Consider the following 590-nt stretch of genomic DNA (forward strand, 5'->3'; position numbering starts at 1 on the left):
CTCGCCGATCTGCAGCCTCGTGAGCCCGTGATGCGCTATGAACATGCCGCACCGGGCGACCTGCTGCATATCGATACCAAGAAGCTTGGGCGCATCGAGCGGCCCAGCCACCGCGTGACCGGCAACCGCCGCGACTCGGTGGAAGGTGCCGGCTGGGAAATGCTCTTTGTGGCCGTGGACGACCACGCTCGCATCGCCTTTACCGCGATGCATCCGGATGAAAAGAAGTTAAGCGCCGTCCAATTCCTGCGCGACGCAGTGGCCTATTACGCGAGCCTGGGTGTGACGGTGCGGCGGCTACTGACCGACAACGGCTCCGCCTTCCGCTCACGCGAGTTCGCCCAGGCCTGCCAGGCGCTGGGCATCCGGCACAAGTTCACACGCGCCTATCGACCCCAGACTAACGGCAAGGCCGAACGGTTCATCCAGTCGGCCTTGCGCGAGTGGGCCTATGCCTGGACCTATCAGAACTCCCAGGAGCGCACCCGAGCACTCGCTAATTGGCAACACCACTACAACTGGCACCGACCACATAGCGGTATTGGCGGCCTTGCGCCCATGTCCCGACTTCCAGCGTCAGGAAATAACGT

Annotated in this window: 1 protein-coding gene; it reads left to right on the plus strand. The window is 63.1% G+C overall.

What is annotated here, in order from left to right:
* Positions 1–590, plus strand: a 590-nt coding sequence (locus A9J21_RS11950) for an IS481 family transposase (RefSeq protein ID WP_156545820.1), incomplete at both ends; no start/stop codon positions are given.

The organism is Cupriavidus sp. D384 (genome assembly GCF_001652915.1).
GTDB lineage: Bacteria > Pseudomonadota > Gammaproteobacteria > Burkholderiales > Burkholderiaceae > Cupriavidus.